Annotated in this window: 21 protein-coding genes and 1 riboswitch; of the genes, 9 read left to right on the top strand and 12 right to left on the bottom strand. The window is 73.4% G+C overall.

Translation table 11 applies throughout. The features are described from left to right. Positions 1-25 precede the first annotated feature (25 nt). Complete coding sequence (locus O7611_RS00865) at positions 26-808, bottom strand: DUF3152 domain-containing protein (RefSeq protein WP_194798837.1); 783 nt, start codon at positions 806-808, stop codon at positions 26-28. A gap of 203 nt (positions 809-1,011) precedes the next feature. Between O7611_RS00865 and O7611_RS00860 the strand changes: the two genes are divergently transcribed. The 3 genes from O7611_RS00860 (at position 1,012) to O7611_RS00850 (ending at position 3,912) form a co-directional block, all read left to right on the top strand. Then, positions 1,012-2,202, top strand: coding sequence for a DUF2786 domain-containing protein (locus O7611_RS00860; protein ID WP_194798838.1), 1,191 nt, complete (start codon positions 1,012-1,014; stop codon positions 2,200-2,202). A 100-nt stretch (positions 2,203-2,302) separates the two neighbouring features. Beyond that, positions 2,303-2,665, top strand: a complete 363-nt coding sequence (locus O7611_RS00855) for a YciI family protein (RefSeq protein WP_228531393.1) — start codon at positions 2,303-2,305, stop codon at positions 2,663-2,665. Further along, on the top strand, positions 2,662-3,912 hold the full coding sequence (locus O7611_RS00850) for an RNA polymerase sigma factor (protein ID WP_194798840.1): 1,251 nt from the start codon (positions 2,662-2,664) through the stop codon (positions 3,910-3,912). Before O7611_RS00855 ends, O7611_RS00850 begins: the two co-directional genes overlap by 4 nt. 66 nt (positions 3,913-3,978) lie before the next feature. On the opposite strand, the gene O7611_RS00845 is transcribed toward O7611_RS00850, so the two are convergent. The 4 genes from O7611_RS00845 to O7611_RS00830 all read right to left on the bottom strand — a co-directional run bounded on the left by O7611_RS00845 (position 3,979) and on the right by O7611_RS00830 (position 7,703). Further along, positions 3,979-4,152, bottom strand: a complete 174-nt coding sequence (locus O7611_RS00845) for a CsbD family protein (RefSeq protein ID WP_013283784.1) — start codon at positions 4,150-4,152, stop codon at positions 3,979-3,981. Between the two features lie 67 nt (positions 4,153-4,219). Beyond that, positions 4,220-6,472 (bottom strand): heavy metal translocating P-type ATPase, encoded by a 2,253-nt coding sequence (locus O7611_RS00840; protein WP_269696028.1) that lies wholly within the window; start codon positions 6,470-6,472, stop codon positions 4,220-4,222. Positions 6,473-6,489: 17 nt separating this feature from the next. Next, positions 6,490-7,461: a hypothetical protein gene (locus O7611_RS00835; RefSeq protein WP_269696026.1), complete on the bottom strand. Its 972-nt coding sequence runs from the start codon at positions 7,459-7,461 to the stop codon at positions 6,490-6,492. Between the two features lie 35 nt (positions 7,462-7,496). After that, positions 7,497-7,703, bottom strand: a complete 207-nt coding sequence (locus O7611_RS00830) for a heavy-metal-associated domain-containing protein (protein ID WP_269696025.1) — start codon at positions 7,701-7,703, stop codon at positions 7,497-7,499. An 80-nt stretch (positions 7,704-7,783) separates the two neighbouring features. Here O7611_RS00830 and O7611_RS00825 point away from each other — a divergent pair, with 80 nt between their 5' ends. The 4 genes from O7611_RS00825 (at position 7,784) to O7611_RS00810 (ending at position 11,174) form a co-directional block, all read left to right on the top strand. Then, positions 7,784-8,083, top strand: coding sequence for a metal-sensitive transcriptional regulator (locus tag O7611_RS00825; protein ID WP_013283780.1), 300 nt, complete (start codon positions 7,784-7,786; stop codon positions 8,081-8,083). Positions 8,084-8,238: 155 nt separating this feature from the next. Next, positions 8,239-8,418, top strand: a complete 180-nt coding sequence (locus tag O7611_RS00820) for an SHOCT domain-containing protein (RefSeq protein WP_269696023.1) — start codon at positions 8,239-8,241, stop codon at positions 8,416-8,418. Positions 8,419-8,581: 163 nt separating this feature from the next. After that, positions 8,582-9,856 (top strand): YibE/F family protein, encoded by a 1,275-nt coding sequence (locus O7611_RS00815; RefSeq protein ID WP_269696021.1) that lies wholly within the window; start codon positions 8,582-8,584, stop codon positions 9,854-9,856. Positions 9,857-10,010: 154 nt separating this feature from the next. Further along, positions 10,011-10,141: riboswitch (cyclic di-AMP (ydaO/yuaA leader) on the top strand. A gap of 4 nt (positions 10,142-10,145) precedes the next feature. After that, positions 10,146-11,174, top strand: coding sequence for a coiled-coil domain-containing protein (locus O7611_RS00810; RefSeq protein WP_194798844.1), 1,029 nt, complete (start codon positions 10,146-10,148; stop codon positions 11,172-11,174). A 57-nt stretch (positions 11,175-11,231) separates the two neighbouring features. Here the strand turns inward: O7611_RS00810 and O7611_RS00805 are convergent, their stop codons facing one another. Continuing rightward, complete coding sequence (locus O7611_RS00805; RefSeq protein WP_194798845.1) at positions 11,232-11,885, bottom strand: carbonic anhydrase; 654 nt, start codon at positions 11,883-11,885, stop codon at positions 11,232-11,234. A gap of 167 nt (positions 11,886-12,052) precedes the next feature. On the opposite strand from O7611_RS00805, the gene O7611_RS00800 reads away from it, so the two are divergent. Together O7611_RS00800 and mycP are read left to right on the top strand one after the other, a co-directional pair. After that, complete coding sequence (locus tag O7611_RS00800) at positions 12,053-12,394, top strand: helix-turn-helix transcriptional regulator (RefSeq protein ID WP_194798846.1); 342 nt, start codon at positions 12,053-12,055, stop codon at positions 12,392-12,394. 56 nt (positions 12,395-12,450) lie between these two features. Further along, positions 12,451-13,689 carry a type VII secretion-associated serine protease mycosin gene (mycP, locus tag O7611_RS00795; RefSeq protein WP_269696018.1) on the top strand — a complete coding sequence of 413 codons (1,239 nt, stop codon included), beginning with the start codon at positions 12,451-12,453 and terminating at the stop codon, positions 13,687-13,689. 61 nt (positions 13,690-13,750) lie between these two features. Here mycP and O7611_RS00790 read toward each other — a convergent pair whose 3' ends face one another. The 6 genes from O7611_RS00790 to O7611_RS00765 all read right to left on the bottom strand — a co-directional run bounded on the left by O7611_RS00790 (position 13,751) and on the right by O7611_RS00765 (position 16,347). Further along, a complete protein-coding gene (locus O7611_RS00790) occupies positions 13,751-14,032 on the bottom strand; it encodes a WXG100 family type VII secretion target (protein WP_013283773.1) in 282 nt (93 codons plus the stop codon). A gap of 28 nt (positions 14,033-14,060) precedes the next feature. Continuing rightward, entirely contained in the window at positions 14,061-14,369 is a 309-nt protein-coding gene (locus O7611_RS00785; RefSeq protein WP_013283772.1) for a WXG100 family type VII secretion target, read from the bottom strand. 215 nt (positions 14,370-14,584) lie between these two features. Next, positions 14,585-14,854: a hypothetical protein gene (locus tag O7611_RS00780; RefSeq protein WP_269696016.1), complete on the bottom strand. Its 270-nt coding sequence runs from the start codon at positions 14,852-14,854 to the stop codon at positions 14,585-14,587. Between the two features lie 12 nt (positions 14,855-14,866). Continuing rightward, the gene (locus tag O7611_RS00775; protein ID WP_269696015.1) at positions 14,867-15,595 is read right to left on the bottom strand and encodes a hypothetical protein; all 729 of its coding nucleotides are present in this window, start codon (positions 15,593-15,595) and stop codon (positions 14,867-14,869) included. A 31-nt stretch (positions 15,596-15,626) separates the two neighbouring features. Beyond that, positions 15,627-15,920 (bottom strand): hypothetical protein, encoded by a 294-nt coding sequence (locus O7611_RS00770; protein WP_194798849.1) that lies wholly within the window; start codon positions 15,918-15,920, stop codon positions 15,627-15,629. Between the two features lie 16 nt (positions 15,921-15,936). Further along, positions 15,937-16,347 carry a YbaB/EbfC family nucleoid-associated protein gene (locus tag O7611_RS00765; RefSeq protein WP_269696014.1) on the bottom strand — a complete coding sequence of 137 codons (411 nt, stop codon included), beginning with the start codon at positions 16,345-16,347 and terminating at the stop codon, positions 15,937-15,939. Positions 16,348-16,387 lie beyond the last annotated feature (40 nt).

Below are 16,387 nucleotides of genomic sequence, written 5' to 3'. Positions count from 1 at the left end.
GCCGGGGCGGCCGCCGGGCGAGGGCTCAGCGGTCCCCGGCCGGGATCGGGTCGTCGTACTGGCCGGGCGGTCCGGACAGCGGCTCGCCGCCCACGATCGGCCACGGGTTCGGTGTGCAGCCGTGCAGGCCGAGCGTCTGCTGCACCATGACCGGCGCCGGACCGCCGGCCCGGGGGCAGCGCTCGTGGCCGCGGCCCAGCCGGTGGCCGACCTCGTGGTTGAGCAGGTACTGCCGGTATCGGGAGAGATCGCTGACGTGCGGCACCCCGTACACCCAGCGGGCCACGTTGATCACCACCTGGTCGCCGTTGCGGCAGGACGTGTAGCTGTCGCTCGGGTCGCCGCACAGCCGCCCCCTGGTGACAGGCGTGGTGAGCAGCACTGTGAAGTCGGCGCGGTCGTCGCGGCCCACCCGTTGCAGCCGCCACCGGCCGTCGCCGGTCCAGCCCCGCCGGTCGGCGAGGGTGGCGGCGACGTCCCGGGCGAACCGCTCCACGTCCACGTTGCGGATGCCGTCCTCGACCGCGACCCGGTAGCGCAGCAGCTCACCGGAGCGCCCGGCGACCGCGCCGACCGTGTCGGCGGTCCGGAAGGTGCCGTCGCCCCGGGCCGGGTAGCCGATGCCGGGGGCCACCCGGCCGGCCGCCGGAACCGGTGTCGGCGCGACCGTCGGCGTGGGACGCGCGTCCGGCGCGGGCGCGCTCGGTGCCGCCGCCTGTACGGTCCGCCGCACGTCGATGCGGTCCAGCAGGTCCGGGTGCCGGGCGGCGTACCCCCCGGCTGCGAGCGCGGCACCGACCAGGACCACCGCCAGGACCCGTGGTGATCGCGGCCTCCGTCGTCGCCGGTGCAGCCCCCGGTCGTGCCCGCCCACGTGATCTCCGTCCGTCGCGCCGCCCCGCTCCGGGCAGGAGTACGGACGGCGGGCCCGGACGGTTGAACGGCGGGCCGGGTACCGTCGGTGCCGGGGTGGGCGACCTGCCGCCTGTCGGAGTCCAGGGAGAGCCACCCGTGTCACCAGCCGAGCGACTGCTCGACGCCGCCGTCGCGACCGCGCGCGGCACCGACGTACGCGCTGCCGAGCGAGCCCTCGACGGCCTCGTGGTGGCCGACGGCGCGGCGGTCGACGCGGCGCTGCTCGCCCGGCTCACGCGGGACGTGGGACGGCTCTGGCCGCGCGGCTGGCAGCCCGCCGACCTGGACCGGCTCGCCACGCGGCGGCTCACTCCCCGCGGTGCCCGGCTGCTGCGCGACGCGATGGCCGCGCAGCGGCGCACGCTGCCCGCGCCCGTCCCGGCCTGGTTCGACGAGCAGCTCACCGAGACCGGCGCCCGCTGGGACGACGACGCGGGCTGGCTGGACCGGCGGGCCTACGGCGACCGGATCACCGCGCTGCGGGACGCGGTCGACGCGGTCGTCCTGGTGGTGGGGCTGCCGCCGATCGCGGTGCTCCGGCCGCCGCCCGGCTCGGCCGGTACCGCCCTGGCCGCCACGACACCGAGCGGTTCCCGGATGCTCGACCGGGTACGCGCGCTGCTGGCGAAGGCCGAGTCGACCGGCTACCCGGCCGAGGCGGAGGCGTTCACCGCGAAGGCGCAGGAGCTGATGGCCCGGCACAGCATCGACGCGGCGCTGCTCGACGCCGGGGCCGACCGGACCGGCGGCCCGGGTGGCGTGCGGATCGGCGTCGACGCCCCGTACGCGGCCGCGAAGGCGCTGCTGATCCAGGAGGTCGCGGCGGCGAACCGGTGCGAGTCGGTCTGGTCCGACGACCTGGGCTTCGCCACGGTGCTCGGCTTCCCGGCCGATCTGGCGGCTGTCGAACTGCTGCACACCTCGCTGCTCGTGCAGGCCACCGCCGCGATGCTGCGCGGCCGGGGCGAGCGCGGCAGGGCCGGCGGGCGGCGTACCAAGGGCTACGACGAGTCGTTCCTCAACGCGTTCGCGCTACGCGTCGGCGACCGGCTGCGGGAGGCGAGCGCGGCGGCAGCGGAGGAACTCGCCGACGACCGGCTGCTGCCGGTGCTCGCGGCCCGCTCCGACGCCGTCCGGGAACGCGTCGACCAGCTCTTTCCCGGTACCACCCGGCACCGCCTCCAGGTGCGCGACGAGCAGGGCTGGGTCTCCGGCACCAGCGCGGCCGACCGCGCCTCGCTCGACCCCGGCCGTCCGGCACGCCGTCCGGTTCGCGGGGGCCGCTGACCTTCCCGGGTGATGATGTCGGATCGGGCGGACCGGCTCCGACCCGTCTGCGAGGCGCCACCGCCGGTGGCCCGCACCCGAGGAGTACACCGTGAAGTACATGCTGCTGATCTGGAACCGGCCCGGCTTCGTGGAGGAGCTGTCCGAGGCGGAACGCACCGCGATCTTCGGTGAGGTCGACGAGATCATGAAGGAGCTGACCGAGTCCGGCGAACTGGTCGGCGGCGAGGCGCTGGCCCACCCCTCGCAGACCCGCACGGCCCGCCCGGCGGCCGGTGGCGGCGCCGAGGTCACCGACGGGCCGTTCATGGAGAGCAAGGAGCAGTTCGCCGGCTACCTGACCGTCGACTGCGAGACCCCGGAGCGGGCCGCCGAGATCGCCGCGCGCTGGCCGGACGTACGGCACGGTTTCGGTGTGCTGGAGGTGCGCGCGGTGATGGAGCAGGCCGGGACGGAGATGTGACATCACCTGTGGTCGAGGACCTGCTGCGTACGCTCGCGCCGCAGGTCCTCGGCGTGCTCGTCCGCCGGCACGGCCAGTTCTACGCCTGCGAGGACGCCGTCCAGGAGGCGCTGCTCGCCGCCGCCGTGCAGTGGCCGGAGCAGGGCCTGCCCGACCACCCCCGCTCCTGGCTGGTCACCGTCGCCACCCGGCGGCTCACCGACGAGTGGCGCAGCGAGCACGCCCGCCGGGAACGCGAGGTGGCTGTCGCGGTCCGGCAGCCCGCGTACGCGGCTGTCGTCCCGCCCGCCGACGAGGAGACCCCGAGCGGCGACGACACGTTGAAGCTGCTGTTCCTCTGCTGCCATCCGGCGTTGCCGGTGAGCGGGCAGGTGGCGCTCACGCTGCGCGCCGTGGGCGGGTTGAGCACGGCCGAGATCGCCCGCGCGTACCTGGTGCCGGAGGCGACGATGAGCCAGCGGATCCGCCGGGCGAAGCAGCGGATCGAGGCGTCCGGCGCGCGTTTCACGCTGCCGTCCCCGGCTGACCGGGACGAGCGGCTGGCCGCCGTGCTGCGGGTGCTCTACCTGGTCTTCAACGAGGGTTACACCGCGTCCAGCGGCGAGGCGCTGCACCGGGCCGAGCTGACCGCAGAGGCGATCCGGCTGACCCGGGAGCTGCGCCGGCTGCTCCCGGACGACGGCGAGGTGGCCGGGTTGCTGGCGCTGATGCTGCTCACCGACGCGCACCGGGCCGCCCGTACCGGGCCGGACGGCGAGCTGGTGCCGCTGGCGGAGCAGGACCGCAGCCGGTGGGACCGGGACGCCGTCGCGGAGGGGGTGGCGCTGGTGACCGAGGCGCTCACCTGGTCGGCGCCCGGGCCGTACCAGGTGCAGGCGGCGATCGCCGCTGTGCACGCGGAGGCGCCCACCGCCGAGGACACCGACTGGCGGCAGATCGTCGCGCTCTACCGGGTGCTGGCGCAGGTCGCGCCGAACCCGATGGTCACGCTCAACCAGGCCGTCGCGGTGGCAATGGTGGACGGCCCGCGTGCCGGGCTGGCGCTGCTGGCCACGCTCGACGGCGACGACCGGACCGCGGGGCACCACCGGCTCGCCGCCGTCCGCGCACACCTGCTCGACCTGGCCGGTGACCGTGCAGAGGCCCGGGCCGCGTACCTGGCCGCCGCGCGGGCCACCACGAGCCTGCCGGAGCGGCGTTATCTGGAGGTACGCGCCGCGCGCCTGGCCGGTGACCGGCCGCGCTGACCCGCGCCCGGACAGCACTCCGGGCCGGCCCGTGGGCCGACCCGGTGGTGTGTGTGCGTCGCGTACTCAGCTCTTGAAGGCGTCCTTGATCTTCTCGCCGGCCTGCTTGAGCTTGGCGCCCGCCTGGTCGTTGCGGCCCTCGGCCTCGAGGCGCTCGTTGTCGGTCGCCCGGCCCACGCCCTCCTTGACCTTGCCCGCGGTGTCCTGGGAAGCGTTGTCGATCTTGTCGTCCAGACCCATGATGACCTCCACTGATGCGCTTGCCTGACGACAACTTGTTACCCCCTCGGCCGTCGGCTCAATCCCCTCACCCGATCGGGCGGAAGCTCCGCAGCCGCAGGCTGTTGCCCACCACGAACACCGACGAGAACGCCATGGCCGCCCCGGCGAGCATCGGGTTGAGCAGTCCGGCCGCCGCCAGCGGCAGCGCCGCGACGTTGTAGGCGAACGCCCAGAACAGGTTGCCCTTGATGATCCCCAGCGTCCGCCGGGAGAGCCGGATGGCGTCCGGGGCGGCCATCAGGTCGCCCCGGACCAGCGTCAGGTCGGCCGCTTCGATCGCCGCATCGGTGCCGGTGCCCACGGCCAGCCCGAGGTCGGCGCGGGCCAGCGCGGCGGCGTCGTTCACCCCGTCGCCGACCATGGCGACCACGCGGCCCTCGCGTTGGAGCCGCTCGACCACGTCGACCTTGTCGGCGGGCAGCACCTCCGCGATCACCTCGTCGATGCCGACCTCGGCCGCCACCGCCTTCGCCACAGTGGTGTTGTCGCCGGTGAGCAGCACCGGCTTCAGGCCCAGCTCACGCAGCCGCGCGACGGCCGCCCGGCTGGTCGGCTTCACCGCGTCGGCCACCGCGAGCACACCCCGGGCCCGCCCGTCCCAGCCGGCCAGGATCGCCGTCCGCCCGGCGGCCTCCGCGCCGGTCGCGGCCCGCACGACCTCCTCGGGTACGTCGAGACCCCGCTCCCGCAGCAGCCGGGCCCGGCCGACCACCACGGTCCGGCCGTCGACGGTGCCGGTCACGCCCAGCCCTTCGGCGTTGGCGAACTCGCCGACCGGCGGCAGCGGTCCGGCTTCGGCCGCGGCCTCGGCGACGGCCCGCGCGATCGGGTGCTCGGAGGCGGCCTCCAGCGCGCCGGCCACCCGGAGCAGTTCGTCGGCGTCCTCGCCGTCGGCGGGCAGCACCTCGGCCAGCGCCATCCGGCCGGTGGTGACGGTGCCGGTCTTGTCCAGCACCACGGTGTCGACCCGGCGGGTGGACTCCAGCACCTCCGGCCCCTTGATCAGCACGCCGAGCTGCGCGCCACGGCCGGTGCCGACGAGCAGCGCGGTCGGGGTGGCCAGGCCGAGCGCGCACGGGCAGGCGATGATCAGGACGGCCACCGCGGCGGTGAACGCGGCGGTCGGCCCGGAGCCGGTGCCGAGCCACCAGCCGAGCGTGCCGGCGGCCAGCGCGATCACGATCGGTACGAACACGCCGGAGATCCGGTCGGCGAGCCGCTGCACCGCCGCCTTGCCGGTCTGTGCCTGCTCCACCAGCCGTGCCATCTGGGCGAGCTGGGTATCCCCGCCGACCCGGGTGGCGCGGACCACCAGGCGCCCGCCGGCGTTCACCGTGGCGCCGACCACGGCGTCGCCCTGGCCCACCTCGACCGGCACCGACTCGCCGGTGAGCATGCTGGCGTCGACCGCCGACGTACCCTCCTCGACCACACCGTCCGTGGCGACCTTCTCGCCGGGCCGGACCACGAACCGGTCCCCGACCGCGAGCCGGCCGACCGGGATCCGGGTCTCCTGCCCGTCGCGCAGCACCGCCACGTCCTTGGCGCCGAGTTCGAGCAGGGCGCGCAGCGCCGACCCGGCGGTGCGCTTGGAGCGGGCCTCGAAGTACCGCCCGGCCAGGATGAACACGGTCACCCCGGCGGCGGCCTCCAGGTAGATGTTGCCGGCGCCGTCGCCGCGGGTGATGTCGAGGCTGAACGGGTGTTTCATCCCGGGCATGCCGGCGTCGCCGAGGAACAGCGCCCACAGCGACCAGCCGAATGCGGCCAGCGTGCCGAGCGAGACGAGCGTGTCCATGGTCGCCGCACCGTGCCGCAGGTTGACCAGTGCGGCGCGGTGGAACGGCAGCCCGCCCCAGACCACCACCGGGGCGGCCAGCGTGAGCGAGGCCCACTGCCAGTAGTCGAACTGCCAGGCCGGAACCATGGCGAGCACGATCACCGGCACTGTGAGCACGGCGGAGACCCAGAGCCGGGTACGCGCGGTGCGCAGCTCGTCCACCGGCTCCCCGGCCGCTGCCGCCTCCGCCTGCTCGGGCGGCGGCACCACAGCGGTGTAGCCGGTCTTCTCGACGGTGGCGATCAGGTCGGCCGGCGCGATGTCGTCGGCGTACCGGACGGTGGCCTTCTCGGTGGCGTAGTTCACCGTCGCCTCGACGCCGTCCATCCGGTTGAGCTTCTTCTCGATCCGGGCGGCGCAGGACGCGCAGGTCATCCCGCCGATCGCCAGTTCGATCAGGTTCGGCGCGGTGGGCAGCGCCTTTCCCGTGGCAGTCATCGCGGCACCTCCGGCGCTCAACTGTGCCCGTGCCCCGGAGTGCCGTGTCCGGCGTCCGGGGTCGGTGCGGTGGTGGATGCCGGCGCGGCGGGCGGCGGCGCGGTCCGGTCGCCGGCGAGGACGGTGAACTCGGCGGTGTGCACCGCGTCGCCGTGCCGGAAGTCCAGGTAGAGACGGTACGCCCCGGCCGAGGGCACCTCGGCGGCGAACGTGACCGCCGGACCGGCAGGTGTGCGCCCGTCGCCGGGCGTGCCCTCCGGGTGCACGTGCAGGTACGCCAGGTCGCCCTGCCGCAGCGCCACCAGGTGGCCGTACGCGCCGAGGTAGGGCGCAAGGTCGGTGACCGGCCGCCCGTCGCGGCTGACGGAGAGCGTGAGCCGGCTGGTGCGGCCCGGCTCCGGCGTGCCGGTCAGGGTGACCGTGTAGCCGTCGACTGTGGTGCTGGTCACCGGCGCCGGCAACGGCCGGGCGGTCAGCTCGCCGGGGACCGTGACGTCCAGGCCGAGCGTCAGCGGCTCGCCGCCTTCGGGGGTGAAGTCGGCGAACGCCCGCCAGACGCCGGGGCCGCCGAGCGGTGAGGCGACCCGCCAGGTGCCGTCGCCGGCCATCTCCGGGTGGACGTGCCGGAACCCGGACAGGTCCCGGCGGGCGACGATCAGGTGCATGCGCTTGTCGTGGGCCACCTCGAAGCGGGTGACCGGCGTACCGTCCGGGCCGGTGATCCGGAAGGCGAACTGCCCGGCCGGGGCGTCGGCGGGCTGGAACGTGTAGCCACGCTCGGAGACGAGCAGCCCGCCGGGCAGGTGCGCGGAGGCGCCGCTCTCGTCACCGTGGCCGGTGTCGCCGGCCCCGTGTTCGCTGTCGGTGTCGTCGTGTCGGGTCTCGGCGGCCGGGGCGACGGGATCGGCCAGGTTGCCGATCCCGTACGCCGCGCCGAACACCGCCACGAGGCCGAGGGCGAAGCCGCTGAGCTTCGTCGCCGTGTTCATGGTGTCTCCTCGGTTTCTACGGGTCGTCGGACCCGTCACGCACCGACGAGGTCGTAGCCGGCCTCGTCGACCGCCGCGCGGACCGCGTCCACGTCCAGCGGGTTCTGACTGGTGACGGTGACCCGGCCGCCGGCCAGGTCGACCTGGACGTCGGTGACGCCCGGAAGTGCGCTCAGCTCGGTGCTCACCGAGTTGACGCAGTGCCCGCAGGTCATGCCGCTCACCTGGTAGGTGGTCTCCATCTCGCCCTCCGATCTGATACCCCCCAGGGGTACGTTCGGAACGTTAGCATACCCCCGAGGGGTACGCTATCCTCGGTTTCATGACCGCGCCGTCCAGCCCGACCCGGGGCTACACCGCCAGCAAGGACCAACTCCTCGCCCGGCTCCGCCGGATCGAGGGCCAGGTCCGTGGCATCGAGAAGATGGTCGAGGACGACCGTTACTGCATCGACGTGCTGACCCAGATCTCGGCCATCCAGGCGGCGCTGGACAAGGTCGGCCTGGGTCTACTCGACGGCCACGCCCGGCACTGCATGCACGAGGGCGCCGCCGAGGGCCGGGCCGACGAGATGGCGACCGAGATGATGGCCGCCGTCGGCCGCCTGATGAAGCGCGGCTGAGCGGGGACCTCCGACCCTCGGACCAGGGCACATCGACCCGTGCCGGCGCACCCGGGCGGACGTACCGTCGACGTGGCGGGCAGGCCGGCCCGGCGGACCCGCGGTGACGGACGGAGGGCGGCCCGATGATGTGGCAGAGCCCGATGATGGGCTGGATGTGGATCTGGCCCCTGCTGGTGCTCGCCGTGCTGGCGGGGCTCGTCTGGGCGGCCGTGCGGTGGACCGGCCCGCAGTACCTGGGCCCGACGACGGCGCGGCGCATCCTGGACGAGCGGTACGCCCGTGGCGAGATCGACGAGGACGAGTACCGGCGACGCCGGGCCGGCCTGGCCTGACCACGCGGGGCGAGCGTCAACGGCCACGGTGTGCGGGACCGGACGGCCGGGCTGCCTACCATGTGCGGGCGACGACCCGGACGTGGTCGACACGTCCGCCCCGGCCGGGTGACCAGACCGGTCCGGCGGACCAGGCGTCGCCGCGACCGTTGGGAGAGACCTCATGGGTGCCGACCACACCCGCCCCGCACCCGCCGCGCCGCCGGGCGTACGACGGCTGCTCGTCGCCGTGGTGGTGCCGCTGTTCGCGCTCACCGTGATCGCGGCGCTGGTGCTCTGGCCCCGGCAGGACCGGGAGCCGGTCGGCGGCGCGGACGTCCCCCGCTACCACGGCACGGTGACCCGGGTGGTCACCGAGCCCTGCCCGCCGACGCCGGAGGCCCCGGAGGGCGGCGGTGGCCCGTGCGGCACGGTGACGGTCACCGCCGAGCAGGGCCCGGACGCGGGCCGGCAGGTCGAGACGCCGATCCCGGCCGGGCCGGGCGCGCCCCGGGTCGCGGTCGGCGACGAGGTCGTCCTGGTCGAACTGACCGACCCGGCCGACCCGGCGGTGAAGTCCTACAACATCGCCGAGCACCAGCGCGGTACGCCGCTGATCTGGCTGATGGTGCTGTTCGCCGCCGCGATCGTGGCGTTCGGCCGGTGGCGCGGGCTCGCCGCGCTCGGCGGCCTGGTGGCCAGCTTCGCCATCCTGCTCGGCTTCGTGCTGCCTGGTATCGGCGCCGGCCAGCCGCCGCTGCTCGTCGCGATCGTCGGCGCCGCGTTGATCATGTTCGTGGTGCTCTACCTGACCCACGGGATCACCGCACAGACGTCCGTCGCGGTGCTCGGCACGCTCGGCAGCCTGGTGGTCACCGGCGTGCTCGGCCTGCTCGCCACGTCCGCCACCCACCTGACCGGCTTCGGCAGCGAGGACGCCACCACGCTGTCCATGTTCCAGGGCGGCGTGGACCTGCACGGACTGCTTCTGGCCAGCATCATCATCGGCTCGCTGGGCGTGCTGGACGACGTCACGGTCACCCAGGCGGCCACCGTCACCGAACTGGCGCACGCCAACCCCGGACTGTCCCGGCGGCAGCTCTACCGGGCCGCGACCCGGGTCGGCCGGGCCCACATCGCGTCCACCGTCAACACCATCGTGCTGGCGTACGCGGGCGCCTCACTGCCGCTGCTGCTCCTCCTGGTCGCCGACTCCCGCCCGGTGAGCGAGATCCTCACCAGTGAGTTCCTCGCCCAGGAGATCGTCCGCAGCGCGGTGGCGACGCTCGGCCTGATCGCCGCCGTACCGCTGACGACCGGACTGGCCGCGATCGTGACCACCGCCGGGCGGCGCTCGCCCGGCGCGGAGCCGGCGCCCGCCGCGCCCCGGCCGCCGGCCGGACGGGACGACGCACTGGAGGCGCTCGGCGGCGGGAAGAGTACGGAGGCCGCATGGTGACACTCCGCAGCGTGACCATCGAATCTAAACGCGACGCTGGTCACGGTGTGCCACGGCGAAATCTCGCTATTGGTCGGCTTCCGGACGTAGATCCTCACGAGTGCTGTCAGGTAACCTCGCTGCCGGTCACCGCCGAAGGCGCGCACCGGCGCCAGCGGTGCCGCCGCCCAATCGCCCACGGGCGAACCGGGGAACCAGGTACATGGGGTGAATCCGCGACAGCGGTAGGGGCCACTTCCGTCCCGAACCCGTCAGCTAACCCGGTCGGCGGCCGACGGAAGGGAACACTGTGACGGCACCCCTGCGCCGCTGGCTGACACCCGTGGTGGCCGTGCTGGCCTCGCTAGCAGTGCTGGCCGGCCCGAACCCGGCGACCGCGGCCCCCGCCGCGGCGGCCCCCGGCACCCCCTCGGGCCACGAGGAGGACGGCGATCCGCCACTCATCACCGAGGCGATCGACTCCGCCAACCGGAACTTCCTCCAGGCCAAGGCGAAGCTCGCCAAGTCCCAGGACCGCCAGCGGCGGCTGGCGGCCGAGGTGAAGACGGCACAGGCCGAACTCGACGCGCTCAGCCCGCAGGTCAACCAGCTCGCCGCCCAGTCCTACCGGACCGGCCGGATGGGTGCGATGGCGATGCTGTTGGAGAGCAACTCCCCCGACTCGTTCGTCCGCCGGGTCAACGCCCTGGACGAGCTGAACCTCCTCAACGCGCAGCGCCTGGCCGCCATCAACGCGGTCAAGACCCGCGCCGAGCAGGCCAAGATCGCGCTCGACGCCGAGGTGCGTGAGCAGGAGAAGCAGAAGAACGCGATGGAGCGCGAGAAGGTGCAGGCCGAGCGCGCACTGAAGCTCGTCGGCGGTCTCGGCTTCACCGGCGGCCTGGTCTCCGCCACCTCACCGGTCGCCAAGATCGCTCCCGGCCGCACTTCCGACGGCGGGTGGAAGGCCGAGTCGTGCAGCGAGGACGACCCGACCACCTCGGGCTGCGTCACGCCGCGCACGCTGCACGCGTACAAGGAGGTCCGGCGCGCCGGCTTCAAGCGCTTCGTGGGCTGCTACCGGCCCGGCGGGCCGTGGGAGCACCCCAAGGGCAAGGCGTGCGACTGGTCGCTCCAGAACAGCGGCTTCGCGCCCTGGCACAACAACGACACCCGCCGGTACGGCAACGAGGTGGCCGCGTTCCTCATCCGCAACGCCGACCGGCTGGGCATCTACTACGTCATCTGGAACCGGCAGATCTGGTTCCCGGCCACCGGCTGGAGTTCGTACAGCGGGCCGTCGAACCACACCGACCACGTCCACATGTCGCTGCTCTGATCCGGGCACCACGAAAAAGGGCCGCCCGAGGGCGGCCCTTTTTCTCGTCCGTACGGGTCAGCCCGCCAGCGCCGGGTCGGCGGGCGCGGCCGGGGCGGGCAGCGGGGCCGGGGACTGCGCCACGGTCCGCACCTCGCCACCGGCGAGCCGGTACGACATGCCCACCACCGTGCAGCGCCCGGCGGCCACCCGCTCGGCCAGCACGGCGGACCGGGCCAGCAGCGTCTCCACGGTCTGCGCGATGTGGACGTCGATGATGCCGTCGAGGTCCTCGACGCCCTGGCGGGCGGCTCGCAGCAGGCTCGGCGAGACCGCGTCCACCACCGCGCCCAGGTGACCGGCCGGGGCGGCGCCGGTCCGGACCCCCTCCCGGGCGGCCTGGACCGCGCCGCACGAGTCGTGCCCGAGCACCACCACGAGCGGCGTGCCCAGCACGGTGACGGCGTACTCGACGCTGCCGAGCACCTCCGGCCCGGCGGTGTGCCCGGCGGTACGCACCACGAAGAGGTCACCGAGACCGCGGTCGAAGATGATCTCGGCGGCGAGTCGCGAGTCGGAGCAGCCGACGATCACCGCGAACGGGTGCTGGCCGTCGGCCACCGCCGCCCGGTGCCCGGCGTCCTGATTCGGATGCTGCGGGACGCCCGTGACGAACCGGTGATTACCGGCACGCAGCTCGGTCAGTGCCTGTTCCGGGGTGCTCGGCGTCATGTCCCTCACCTCGTCTACCTGGGGAACCACCAGGCCGAACGGCCTCGCGACCCACGGTCACACGCCCCTCGGGGTCCGTCAAGATTCGTGATACGCATTTCATACTTTCCCCGTCGCCGGACGCACCGGCACGCGCCGATTCGGCCGGTGGCGCGGGTGGCCATAGCATGACCATCATGGCGACCACACCAGTTGAGGACGGGAGCCGCCGTAACTGGACCTTCCTCACCAACCACGGCCATGTGCTGCTGGCGATCGCACGCAACCCCACCGCCCGGCTGCGGGACGTGGCGGACGAGGTGGGCGTGACCGAGCGGGCGGCCCAGGCCATCGTGGCCGACCTGGAAGCCGGGGGTTACCTGCGGCGTACGCGGGTGGGACGGCGCAACGAGTACACGATCAACCCGAAGGGCCGCTTCCGGCACCCGGCCGAGGCCGACCAGCAGGTCGGCGCGCTACTGGCCCTGTTCGCCGCCGAGCCCGCCGGGGACGCCGCCGCCGGCCGGTGACCCGGCCGGCACCACGTGTGCCCCGCGCGGACGGGCGCGGCGGGTAATCTCACCGCGTGCGCGACAGCTTGCGGCCGGGCGCGACCACGGGACGCGTCCGGGCCGGACACCGGATCAGGTCCGTCCTTACCGGAGCGGCGGTGGCCGCCCTGCTCGGCGGCACGCTGGCGGTGCCCGCGCCCGCGCTGGCGGCCCCGAAGTGCGGCCCGGCCGGCGGCCCCGCACCCACCGAGGTGCCGTGGGCGCTGAGCCGTCTCGACCCGGCCGCCGCCTGGCGGCTCGGCAAGGGCGCCGGCATCACCGTCGCGGTGATCGACTCCGGGGTCTCACCGACCCATCCCCTGCTGCGCGGGCGGGTGCTGCCGGGTGAGGACTTCAACCAGCTCGTCCGCCTGAAGGGGCAGTGCGACCTGGTCGGCCACGGCACCCTGGTCGCGGGCATCATCGCCGGCCGGGAGGGCACCGGCACGCCGTACACCGGCATCGCGCCGGAGGCGAAGATCCTGCCGCTGCGGGTGCTGGCCGAGAACAAGGAGAACTTCGACCCGGACGTGCCGGCCGAGATCGGCAAGGCGATCCGCTGGGCCGTCGACCATGACGCCGACGTGATCAACCTGTCTCTGGTCACGCTCGACGACCCGGCGCTGAAGTCCGCCGTGCAGTACGCGCTCGGCAAGGACGTGGTGATCGTCGCGTCCGCCGGCAACCGGCAGGAGAACCGGGAGGACCGGCCCGCCTATCCGGCGGCGTACGAGGGTGTCGTCGCCGTCGCCGGGATCGACGAGCAGGGCGGGCACGTCGGCAGCTCGGTCAGCGGGGACTACGTGGACATCGCCGGCCCCGGCCTGAACATCGTCGGGCCCGCGCCGCAGGGGCCGGGCTACCGGGGCGAGCCGCAGGGCGGGACGAGCTTCGCCACCGCGTACGTCTCCGGGGTGGCCGCGCTGGTGCGGGCCGCGCACCCGGACATCAGCGCCGACGAGGTCGCCTACCGGCTGACCCGCACCGCCGACAGCCCGCCGGACGGGCACAACGCCGAGGTCGGCTACGGGATGGTCAACCCGTACCGGGCCGTCACCAGCCTGCTGGGCACCCGCAGCGACCCGCCGCTGGGCGCGATGCCGCCGCCGGCGCCGCCGGCCGACCCGCTGGCCTGGCAACGTACCGTCGCGATCTGGGTCGCCGTCGTCGGCGCGCTGCTGGCCGGCGTCCTGCTGACGCTGCGGCCCATCCTGGTACGCGGACGGCGGCGCGGGTGGCGGCCGGGCCGGCGCGACGTCCCGCAGGACGCCTGACGATGCACGACGGCTCCGCCCGGCGCGAGCCGTAGCGGAGCCGCTGTGGACCGGTCGGGGGTCAGTTGCCCCAGACCTTGGAGTTGCTCATCTCCGTGGTCATGTAGTTCTCGCGCGCGATGCCCACCGCGCCACCGATCTCGTTCAGGACCTTGTTGATGTCCCGCACTGCGGCGTCCCACTGGGCCTGGTGCTGCTGGTAGGCGGCCCGGTCCTGGCCCTCCCACTCGAGCTTGGTCAGCATCGCCCGCAGCGTGTCCAGCTTCTCGTCGATGGTCCGCGAGATGGCCTGCATCTGCTGGTTGCTGCTCTCCAGAACAGCGTAGTCAACCTTGATGCTCATCGATTCCTCCTCTGCCTGTCTTCGCGGATCACGGGTTGAGCGCAGCGTGGAACTTGTCCAGCATCTGCTGCTGCTCTTCGTCGTTGACCTGGTGCGTGGTGCCCGACTTGTCGAGCAGGTCCGCGATGTTGTCCATCGCGGTCAGCAGCTTCGTCGTGTCCTCGTTCCAGCGAGTCATCAGGCTCTGGAAGCCCGTGGACGCCTGGCCCTTCCAGGCCATCGCCAGGTCGTCGACCACGTTCCACAGCTTCTTGAGCTCGCCGTCGACGTCGCTGCGCGTGGACCGCACGTCACTCGCGGCGGTGTGCAGAGTCGCTGCACTGACCTCGAACGCCATGCTTCACACCCTTCCGTCATCTTGTGGCGGCGGTTCCGCCGCGCCCTCCCCCGCGGCAAGGCGTACACACCCCACCGACGGACACTTCATCCGAACCGTAGCGGACGACGTCCAACCCGCGCAGCCCTGCTGGCCCATCGTCGTATTCCGACATGCCACTGTCGACGGTCGCGGACCGCACCCCCTCCGTACCAGGTGGACGGTCGAGGGCGAGGTCAGGACCGATCGCGTGATGATTTGACGATCGTCGACACGCCGAAGGCCAGCACCGCGACCAGCATCACCACCACGACCCACAGCACCGGCTTCTCGAACGCGCGCTGGAACGACAGCACCAGCAGCGCCGCGCAGGTGCTCAGCGCCACCATCTCGGCGGCCCGTCGCAACCGCGCCGAGCGGTTCAGCCCGGCGAACAGCATCAGGACCACGAAGACCGGGATGGTCAGCAGGACGTACAGCAGCAGCGAGAAGAGCAGGGTGTCCACGCGTCGCTCCCGTCACCCGTAGAACTTGGAGTCCCGCACCCAGTCGATCTTGATGTCCTTGATGTCCGGGTCGGAGCCGGTCGGCGCCCAGCCGGGACGGGAGTCCGCGGTGAACGTGAACCTGCTGTCGGCGTGGAAGGCGGCCATCAGCGCGTGCAGCAACGCGCTGATCTCGCCGAAGACCAGGACCAGGATGGCGGCGGTGGCGGCCAGGCCGGCGATGCCGATGGCCTGAGCCAGCGCGGTGGTCGCGGGGAAGAACTGGAGCGCGATCGAGGCGATCACCGCGACCAGGATCGGCATGAGCGCCTGGGCCAGACCGGAGACCGCGTCGTTGTACGCGTCCCGGGCGGCGGTGAGCGTGTCCCGGTTGGCGGCGAACGCCTCGGCCAGCGAGTTGATCTCCGCACCGAGCTTGCGCAGGAACAGGTCGAACGCGTCCCGGTCGTCGAAGTCCCACTCCGCCGCGTCCGGCGGGACAGCCGCCATCGCCGCGCCGAACTGGTCCGCGCCGAGCAGACGGGCCGCTTCGTCCCACTTCTTGATGGACTCGTTCACCTCCTGGTTGTCGAACGACTCCAGGTAGAGGATCGTGCCGATCAGCGCCGCCGAGGCGGCGATCCAGACCAGGTTGCCCTTGGCGATGGCCGCCGCCGAGCGGACCGGCGCCGTGGTCTGCGCGACCGACACCGAGCCGGTCACCGTCCCGGACGCATTGGCGATGAGGATCTCCGGTGGCATCAGGCGTCCTTCCCGTGGCGGACCCGGCCGATCACTTGACCACCCAGGGCTGATCCGACTTCTCCCAGTTCTTCGCGCTCTGTTCGAGCTGCGCGGCGGCCCTGCGCAGATGCTCCACGCCGGTGCGGACGTTGTCCAGGTGCCCGTCCACCGCCGCGTTGTGCCGCTCCACCGCGCCGGTGCCGAACCAGCTCAGCGCGCCACCGGGCAGCTTCACCTCGGCCAGCAACGTCTCGACGTTGCGCAGGTATTGGATCGGGCCGTCCGGGGCGTCGAGCCGCTGCCCGGCCTTCCGGATCGCGTCGACGTCGACCGTGTTCGGCATCGTCGGCTCCTCTCGCTCAGCGCCGCAGATTGCGGGTCGGGTCGGACAGGTCCACCCCGAACTGGCGGAACCAGTCCTCCGGGGTGAGCGTGCCGTCCTGCGCCCGGCGGACCATCTCGGAGTCGCCGAGCATCTCGCCCAGCATCTCCCGCTGCCGCTCCTCGAAGGCGGCGTAGGCCGCGTCGATCGCCGCCTGCATCGCCTCGGCCAGGGAGAAGCTGTCCAGCCGCATCGCCCGCGCGTTCAGCTCGACGTCGCCGACCTTCATGTCGCCGTCGACCGTCACGCGCACCAGGCCGTCCGGGCTCTCCCCGGTCACCCGCAGCTCGGCGCGCTGCCGCTGGACCTCGGCCAGCCGGCGCTGCTGCTCCTGCGCCTGCCGCAGCAGACCCTCCACGGCGGCACCGAAACCCGACGGGCTGCTCATGGACGCGCCCCTTTCCACTCGCGGCTGTCGATCGGGCCGA

The sequence above is a fragment of the Micromonospora sp. WMMC273 genome (assembly GCF_027460285.1).
GTDB lineage: Bacteria > Actinomycetota > Actinomycetes > Mycobacteriales > Micromonosporaceae > Micromonospora > Micromonospora aurantiaca.
The sequence above is the reverse complement of the archived record's forward strand: the minus strand, read 5'-3'. Positions and strand labels throughout refer to the sequence as shown.